The sequence below is a fragment of the Vibrio sp. L85 genome, assembly GCF_963871815.1.
Classification (GTDB): Bacteria; Pseudomonadota; Gammaproteobacteria; order Enterobacterales; family Vibrionaceae; genus Vibrio; species Vibrio harveyi.
This window is the reverse complement of record NZ_CAWMYL010000128.1, coordinates 62745-71219: the sequence shown is the minus strand read 5'-3', so window position 1 is coordinate 71219 and position 8475 is coordinate 62745. Positions and strand designations below refer to the sequence as shown.

9 protein-coding genes and 1 pseudogene are annotated in these 8475 nt (G+C 43.3%); 7 read left to right on the top strand and 3 right to left on the bottom strand.

Going from position 1 to position 8475, the window contains the following annotated elements; all coding sequences use genetic code 11:
* Positions 1-50: 50 nt before the first annotated feature.
* From AACR11_RS13685 to AACR11_RS13665, 5 genes and pseudogenes are all read left to right on the top strand, one after another.
* Positions 51-1514, top strand: a pseudogene (locus tag AACR11_RS13685) (phosphoethanolamine transferase); the annotation flags it as partial.
* 69 nt (positions 1515-1583) lie between these two features.
* Complete coding sequence (locus tag AACR11_RS13680) at positions 1584-2060, top strand: hypothetical protein (RefSeq protein WP_005449354.1); 477 nt, start codon at positions 1584-1586, stop codon at positions 2058-2060.
* A gap of 103 nt (positions 2061-2163) precedes the next feature.
* Entirely contained in the window at positions 2164-2973 is an 810-nt protein-coding gene (mutM, locus tag AACR11_RS13675) for a bifunctional DNA-formamidopyrimidine glycosylase/DNA-(apurinic or apyrimidinic site) lyase (protein WP_029788916.1), read from the top strand.
* A 96-nt stretch (positions 2974-3069) separates the two neighbouring features.
* Positions 3070-3552, top strand: a complete 483-nt coding sequence (gene coaD / locus AACR11_RS13670) for a pantetheine-phosphate adenylyltransferase (RefSeq protein ID WP_005449352.1) — start codon at positions 3070-3072, stop codon at positions 3550-3552.
* Positions 3539-4474, top strand: coding sequence for a glycosyl transferase family 90 (locus AACR11_RS13665; protein WP_029788915.1), 936 nt, complete (start codon positions 3539-3541; stop codon positions 4472-4474). Before coaD ends, AACR11_RS13665 begins: the two co-directional genes overlap by 14 nt.
* A gap of 48 nt (positions 4475-4522) precedes the next feature.
* On the opposite strand, the gene AACR11_RS13660 is transcribed toward AACR11_RS13665, so the two are convergent.
* The 3 genes from AACR11_RS13660 to AACR11_RS13650 are packed head-to-tail and all read right to left on the bottom strand — an operon-like array spanning position 4523 to position 7200.
* Complete coding sequence (locus tag AACR11_RS13660) at positions 4523-5311, bottom strand: glycosyltransferase family 2 protein (RefSeq protein WP_005535598.1); 789 nt, start codon at positions 5309-5311, stop codon at positions 4523-4525.
* Positions 5308-6075 carry a glycosyltransferase family 2 protein gene (locus AACR11_RS13655; RefSeq protein ID WP_009698950.1) on the bottom strand — a complete coding sequence of 256 codons (768 nt, stop codon included), beginning with the start codon at positions 6073-6075 and terminating at the stop codon, positions 5308-5310. The genes AACR11_RS13660 and AACR11_RS13655 overlap by 4 nt, the downstream gene beginning before the upstream one ends.
* Positions 6076-6114: 39 nt before the next feature.
* A complete protein-coding gene (locus AACR11_RS13650) occupies positions 6115-7200 on the bottom strand; it encodes a glycosyltransferase family 9 protein (protein ID WP_029788914.1) in 1086 nt (361 codons plus the stop codon).
* A 104-nt stretch (positions 7201-7304) separates the two neighbouring features.
* On the opposite strand from AACR11_RS13650, the gene AACR11_RS13645 reads away from it, so the two are divergent.
* Both AACR11_RS13645 and AACR11_RS13640 read left to right on the top strand, forming a co-directional pair.
* The gene (locus tag AACR11_RS13645; RefSeq protein WP_005449346.1) at positions 7305-7709 is read left to right on the top strand and encodes a diacylglycerol kinase; all 405 of its coding nucleotides are present in this window, start codon (positions 7305-7307) and stop codon (positions 7707-7709) included.
* Positions 7710-7733: 24 nt separating this feature from the next.
* Positions 7734-8444, top strand: coding sequence for a 3-deoxy-D-manno-octulosonic acid kinase (locus AACR11_RS13640; RefSeq protein WP_029788913.1), 711 nt, complete (start codon positions 7734-7736; stop codon positions 8442-8444).
* The last annotated feature ends 31 nt before the right edge of the window (positions 8445-8475 follow it).

The window sequence follows — 8475 nt, the reverse complement described above, 5'->3', positions numbered from 1 at the left end:
CAGATCGTAGCTTCTTGATTTAGTTCCATCGAATTACGCAACAAAGCCCACTGGGTTATGAAATAAAAGCGGACTGTCTTATCTTAATGTCGATTACGATTGCTTTTCTTAAAGCTCATCGTATTGGTCACTGGGTATATGCCTTGTTAGCTGTGACTGCGACTTTCTATATTCCTGTTTCTTGGAATTATGGTCATCCTAATTTGACCATCATTTCTTCACTGATTGAGACCAACCCTTCAGAAGCGCTTGAGTTCTTTAATGACTTGGAGCTCAAAACGTTGGCAGTCGCGGCACTTTTCGCTGCAGCGTCCTTTTACCTGTTCAAATGGGTACCACAACTTAAAGGTCGTAAAACATCAGTATTCTGTCTGATCTTGTTTTCGTTCTTACTCTTAGATAAGCCTATTCGCACCATTAAAGACCGTAATGTTAATAGCGACTACACGCATGCATTGCTCTCTTACATGCGTTACCCACCAGTTCGATTTATCTTTGATTGGTTTGATTCGTACAACATGTACCATCAATACAATGCAGAGATCATGGCTCAGCGTGAAATCCCAGCCTCTTGGCAAATTACTAAAACACCGAGCGAGGCTAAGAACACCATTTTTGTGATTGGTGAAAGCGTACGAAAAGACTACATGAATGCGTATGGTCTGCCGATGGAAAACACGCCGTTTATGTCGACGGCCAAAGGGCAGCTTTGGACAAACTTTTTGTCCCCAGGTCCGAACACGTTCACTTCGGTAATGCGCTACGTCACAATGAATGATGGTCTTGATATTGAGCTGAATAACAACATCAACACCTTAGCGCAAATGGCTGGTGTGGAAACCTATTGGATTTCTAACCAGGGTCGAATGGGAGAATTCGATACCGGGATCAGTTCAATTGCTAACTATGCTGAGCATGTTTCCTTTACACGCAGCGGTAGCTTTAGAGACTCGAACGTCTATGACAGCACACTGCTGCCAAGCATTCAAAAAGCGCTGTCGAGTGACGATAAATCAAAATTGATTGTGATCCACTTAATTGGCTCACACCCAGGTTTCTGTGATCGTGTGGAAGGTGATGTTGAGTTTGACTTCAATGGCAGCAAGATCTCTTGTTACATTGAGTCGATAAAGCAAACAGACACAATGCTAGAGAAAATTAACCAACTTGCTGGGAAGCAGTCGCTGCCATACAACTTGATTTATGTTTCCGATCACGGACTTGGGCATCGTAATAGTGGTGAAAACTTGCGTCATGATCCATCGGTAAAACAATCCTACGAAGTGCCTTTGTTTGTCATTGGTTCGGATTTCAATGAACGAAAAGTAGTTGATTATCCACGTAATGGCTTCACAATGATCAAAGCAATCTCTGAATTGATGGGTGTCTCTAGTCAGAGGTTGGATGCATTACCTTCTTTCTTCTCTTCACATGCGGATGTGCCGGAAGTGAATAATGGAGAAGGTAAATTAGTTCCGCTAAGTACGTTAAAAGATGATCCGATTCAATCATAATTTAATGTAGATTTTCTAAATAGCAGCAGCTTGGTTAAGCTGCTGCTGATTTAAGCGATGAGGTGAATTATGTCTAAAAAGGTGCACCGCCGCCGTCGTTGGAACAATATTCTAATCTTAGGCATCATCGTGTTCATGGTGATCCTTAATGCGCCAACTTGGATCAAAACCTACCTTATCGATGAACAAGTGGATCCGTATCCGAACTTGTTACGCTCCGATCATGATGTCAGTGCCATTTACTATGCTGGTTGGGAATTAGACAAGCAAAATGGACAGTGGCAATCCAACATTAAAGCCAATATCCCCGTACAAGAAATAGTGACTCGCTGGCAATCACTTGAAGGCACAGAACTGAACTCTCAGCAGTATGAACAGTTAAAGCCTCGCCTTTCATCGCCGGAAAGCATCGAAGTCTGGTATCAAGGTTTGGAAGAGCCACAACGTATCACCTTTTACCGCCTTGACGATTTTTGGCTATTTAAAAATTGGCAAGACAAGTGGATCGCCATTTCTGTTGATGGTAACTACATCATGCCTAAGTAAAAGTTGCGTAATAACCTTTCGCTGAAACTGTGTTTGTCATGCTGCTTTTCTATTATGCTAAGCGCTCACTAATGTTGTTTCTGACGCTGTTAAGGAGAGTTAAATGCCTGAATTACCAGAAGTTGAAGTAAGCCGAATGGGGATCAGCCCTCATATGATTGGGCAGACGATCAAGGCATTTGTTTTTCGTACTCCGAAGCTACGTTGGGATATTCCTCAAGAGCTTAAGCTTTTGGAAGGGCAGGTTATTCGTAATATTCGTCGTCGCGCCAAGTACTTATTGATTGATACTGACCAAGGTACAGCGATTGTTCACCTTGGCATGTCTGGATCATTGCGTGTACTCGACGCTGACTTCCCTGCGGCAAAGCACGATCATATTGACCTTAAACTCACCAATGGCAAAGTTTTACGCTACAACGACCCGCGTCGTTTTGGTGCTTGGCTTTGGAGCGCTCCTAATGAGTCTCACGCCGTGTTAGATCATATGGGACCTGAGCCTTTAACCGAGGAGTTCAACGCTGAATATATGGCAGACAAAGCCAAAGGTAAGCGTGTTGCGGTTAAACAGTTCATTATGGACAATAAAGTGGTGGTTGGCGTTGGGAATATCTACGCCAATGAGTCTTTATTTAAAACCCGCATTCACCCAACTCGCCCAGCAGGAAAACTAACTAAGAAAGAGTGGCGATTACTGGTGGAGAACATCAAAGCTACGTTAGAAATCGCGATTCAGCAAGGTGGAACTACACTTAAAGACTTCGCCCAAGCGGACGGCAAACCTGGTTACTTTGCACAAGAGTTATTAGTTTACGGAAAAGCCGGAGAGCCATGTCCAGAATGCGGTGAAGTGCTCCAAGAGCAGAAAATAGGGCAACGTAATACCTTCTTTTGCAATGTGTGTCAGCAGTAGAAATAAGATCGTCTCAGGTGTATTTCTATCAAGCAGTTGTAATCGCCGACCTTTCCTTCAATAATTCATACAGTTTTGAATAAATCAGTACATCCTATGAAAGTCATTTACCCAGGAACATTTGACCCAGTTACCAATGGTCACTTAAATCTTATCGAGCGCACCCATGAAATGTTCGATGAAGTCGTTATCGGAGTCGCAGCAAGCCCTTCAAAGAATACGATGTTCACATTGGAAGAACGCGTTGCTTTGATGGAAGAGGTAGTGGCGCATTTACCTGGTGTAACAGTGAAAGGCTTTTCTGGGTTACTGGTGGACTTTGCTCGTCAAGAGCAGGCTAAAGTATTGATTCGTGGGTTAAGAACGACGGTCGATTTTGAGTATGAGTTTGGCTTGACCAACATGTATCGCAAGTTATTGCCTGGGATTGAGAGTGTATTTTTGACCCCTGAAGAAGAGTTTGCTTTTTTATCGTCGACCATCGTACGTGAGGTTGCCATCCATGGTGGTAGTATTGAGCAATTTGTTCCTGCGGCAGTGGCTAAGGCTATCGAGAAGAAAGTAAATGAAAGACAGTAAGTTTCCTTATTATTTCTCAAACGCTCTCTCGATGCTGATCCCTCGTTTTGTCTATCGAGAGCAAGCAAAGCGTTTACTTTCGACTCTGAATGAAGCGGAGAAGCAGTACTGTCTTGAGCGAGTGAATTATTACAACAAGTGTGAACAGTCGTTTTCGGTCGATAGCCGAGAGCAGAGTTACGCTAAGATTGGTGAGTTCAAAAAAACAAAAGGTTGGACTTATTTTTTCGATACGCGCCAAGTTATACGCTATTTCCCATCTGAGTTTACGTTTAACTACATCAATGGTGATGTGACGCATATTCCTAATGTGCCGAGCTTTATTAAAAGTCGTCCTATCCATGGTGACAATCAGAATTCTATCGTTTTAAAGCTGAATCAAATTCGTCACTTTAAATTTGTGGATGACGAAATGAGCTACCGAGATAAGAAAGACATGGTGGCGTGGCGAGGCGTCGGTTTTCAGCCTCACCGTCAAACGGTAATTCATGCTTTCTACGATCATCCGCAGTGCAATATTGGTCAGACTCGACCACAAGAAGGACAGCCTTGGGAAAAAGGCTTTATGAGTATTGAGGAGCAGCTTCAATACAAGTTCTTGTTGTGTATTGAAGGCAATGATGTTGCAACCAATCTGAAGTGGGCAATGTCCTCGAACTCATTGGTTATTATGTCAAAGCCTAAGTACGAAACATGGTTTATGGAAGGTAAGCTAGAAGCTGGCATCCACTATGTTGAAGTGAAGGATGATTATTCGGATTTGCCTGAAAAGATGGACTATTACTTAGCGAATGAGCAAGAAGCATTAGCGATCATTGAGAATGCGCACCAATGGGTTGAGCAGTTTAAAGATAAACGTAAAGAGCGTTTGATCTCATTGATGGTTGCCGATAAGTACTTCACCTTATCTCAACAACAATAAAAAAGGGGCGAAACGCCCCTTTCATATTTTTATAAGCATCTAAAGTTTTTACGCTTCTAGAAATTGGTCAACACCGTTTTCGCAACGCTTAAGTTTGTTTTTAATGGTGTTATCTAAGATCTCATCGTTTTGACCCAATGACGCGCGAGAGTTTTCTACGTGATATAAGTGGTAGCCCACACCGGCGAATTTTAGGTAAAGACGTGACTTGTTTGAGTTAAGCATGCGATGAACAAATTCGCTGTCTTCACGTCCCCAACCGACAAAATCTTGGTTGAAGCCATTCACCTCGATAACATCTTGTCGCCAAAACGCCATATTACAGCCGCGAGTCGCCTTATCGTTGTTGCGTTCGTATGAGAACCAGTTCGATAGCAGTGAGTTTGTGATGCAGTTCTTACGGTTGCGGATCCCTTTGCTAAATACAGAAGGAACCAATCCGTTTTCCATAATTTCACGACTGCACGCTTCGTCAGTCAGAACTCGACCACCTTGAACAAACCAATTTGGTTTTGCCACGCGTTTGTGGGACTCGATAAAGGTTTGTGACAATACCATGTCGCCATCGATCATGATTAGGTAATCGCCTGATGCTTTAGCGATTGCACGGTTTCGACTCATAGAAAGCTGGAAGCCATTGTCTTCATGCCAACTGTGTACCAGTGGAACCGGAAAACCTTCACGCATTTGGTCAATCATTGCTTTGGTATCTTCACGAGAACCATCATCTGCCACAATAACTTCATCAGGCAAAACGGTTTGGCGCTTTACACTTTCTAACACGGATTTTAAGGCTTCTTTCCAGTTATAAGTGGTAATAATTAAAGTCGTTTTCATTGTTTTTTCGCCTGTTCGCGTAAGTATAAGTCGATGTATTTAACGAAGGTAGAATGCATGCTTAACCACGCAAGGATGAAGCCATGCTTACCATCAAGAAAACCACGCTTAAGAATGTACATCTTCAAAAAGCTGGCTAATGCATGGATGATTGCCGTGCTGAGACCGGATTTTTTCCTGCCTTCTCGCTCGTCTGTCCAAGCTTTGAGGTAACCTGTGGTTTTGTTGATGTAATGATGGAGATGTTCGTACGTATAGTGGTGTAATCTGCCATCCAGTTTCTTGATTGCAAAGCCTTTATCTTCGACTTTTTCATGCACTAAAGCATCATTGTAGTGGGTGTAACTGGTGCGGTAGAGACGAACGATCCAATCTGGTGACCATCCTGAGTGGTAGATAAACTTACCAAACGCGGCACTCAGACGATTCACTTTGTACAGTGTGTTTGGCTCGTCATTCTCAACGGCTTTTAAAATGCTTTCTTTCAGCTCTGGCGTGACTTGTTCGTCGGCATCTAACCAAAGCACATAATCTGCGGTTACGTATTGCTGAGCAAGTTGGCGCTGTTTGCCAAATCCTGGCCACTCCAAGTTGGTGTAAAACTTGTCGGTATATTGTCTGGCGATTTCTTCAGTGCGATCAGTACTGCCTGAATCAAGAAGGACAATCTCATCAGCCCAATCTTTCACTGTGTCTAGACAAGCTTGTAGATGCTTCTCTTCATTTTTCACGATTAAGGCAACGGCTAAAGTGGGTTTAGACAAGTTGGTTTCCTTCTTAAACAATCTTATATAGGGGGGAGTTTACTGATATTGGGGATACAAATCTTCTACGACTTGATCAAACATAACCATGACACGATCACTCGTGATACGGTTCATCGCTTTTTCATCTTTTGCTCGCGTTCGCCAGCTTAGCTCTTGGCTGGTTTTTCCAGTCTCTGCAAAAATGGTCTCTTCATACACTGAAACGGCGTATTTCAAATAGTTATAAGGACCAACACGGACAGGGTTATGGTGAGCATACAAGCCAATAATCGGGGTTTGCATTGCACTTGCCATGTGGGCAGGACCAGTATCTGGTGCAATCACCATCTCAACCTTATCAATCAGTGCCAGCATTTGCATGATGGAGCTTTCGCCAACTAAGTTTAAGCAAGGTTCTGTAAGTAAAGATTGAATGCGTTCAGCTAAGTCGACTTCTACTTTCGCTGGGCTACCCGCTAAGATGACATTCCAGCCTTTCTCTCGAGCGTGGTTGATAACATCAACATAACCTTCTGCATTCCAGTTCTTATAAGCTTTGCTTGCCCCCGGGACCAACAATAGATTCGGTTTATCAGCTTGGCGCTGAGTTTTCGAGACCTTAGTTTCTGAAATCTTAGTTTCTGCCCAGAGAGCATCTTGCTCTGAGTACGACAATGACCAAGTAAGTTCTGACTGAGGCACACCAATTTGATGGGCAAACGCCATTAAGCCATCCGCAACATGCAAAGAGCTTGGTGAAGGAACTTTGACATTGGTGAACAAAGTTTGAAAGTCTTGGCTACGGTCAGAAGAGAACCCAAGTTTGTACTTCGCTTTAATACCTAACGTCGCCACGCTCGCTCGAATGGCATATTGCATATGAAGCAAAGCATCGAACTTGCGTCCTTTGAGCTGTTTCCACAATGACTTATAACCATCAAGACCTGCTTTTTTATCAAAAACAATCACTTCAACACCATCTATCGCTTGCAGCAATTGAGCTTCAAGCTTGCCAGTAATCCAAGTGATATGGGTATCAGGCCATTGTTTTTGAATCGCTTGAACCGTCGCGATGGTATTACAAACGTCGCCGATGGCGGATAAACGCAATATACAGAGTGAAGAAGGGGCAGAAGTGAACATAGTTATTGTCTGATAAGATAAATAGATGCAGGTAAATTATGCAGACATCCCCAATAAATGTAAAATACACCGCTTCTATAATGAGTACTGACGAGCCCCTCTTAATGTCAAAGACAAAACAACACCAATCATTGAACTCAGGTAAACCTGGAAACACGGGTTTGACGCGCGTCATCAAAGCGGCTGGATATTCTGCAAAAGGGCTGAAAGCGGCGTTTAAACATGAAGCAGCCATCAGGCAAGAATTAGCCATGCTGGTACTTGCGATTGCATTGGTGTGTGTATTTGATTTAAGTGTTGTAGAACGCATTCTCATGTTAGGCGTTGTAGTGTTAGTGTTTATCGTTGAACTGATTAACTCTGCCATTGAAGCCGTTGTTGATAGAATTGGTGTCGAGCATCATGAACTGAGTGGGCGAGCAAAAGACATTGGCTCAGCCGCAGTGATGGTTGCGCTATTTTTTGCTGGCTTTACATGGCTGTATATTCTTATCAGCCACTACTTTTAATAAAACCTAACGGCAACTTTCGACATGACTCAGAGTTATCAACAAGGCAATAGCATGGTGTGGTTTGATGATGAAATCATCACTGACCCAAGCCAAGCGTTGTTTGACGCCCAATATTGGCAAGAGCAAGATAAAGTGGTGGGCAGCGCATCCGGACGTGGAACCACATGGTTTGTTCAACTTGATACTATGCAAGCTGCTTTGCGTCATTACCGCCGTGGTGGTTTATTTGGCAAGTTGGTTGAAGATCACTATTGGTTTACTGGATGGGAGCAGACTCGTAGCCTACAAGAGTTTAATCTGCTCAGAGTGCTGATTGAGTCTGGTGTGAATGTCCCTCGACCGATTGCTGCGCGCGCAGTTAAAACGGGCTTAACTTACCAAGCGGATCTTTTGAGCGAAAGAATTCCCAATGCCAAAGACTTGGTCAGTATTTTGCAAGAAAACCCATTACCGGAAGTGATGTACCAGAAGGTAGGGCAAGAAATTGCCAAGATGCACAACGTCAACGTGAACCATACCGATCTGAACATTCACAACATCTTAATTGATGAGCAAGAAAAGGTATGGATCATCGATTTTGATAAATGCTCTCAGCAACCGGATGGTGATTGGAAGCAAGGCAACTTAGAGCGTTTGAAGCGCTCGTTTCTGAAAGAGCTGAACAAACGTCAAATACATTGGCAAGAAAGCGACTTCGCTGTGCTTGAAAAGGCGTACTCTTTAAGTCGTTAGGTGCCAACGACGAACAATCAAAAATTTAGAC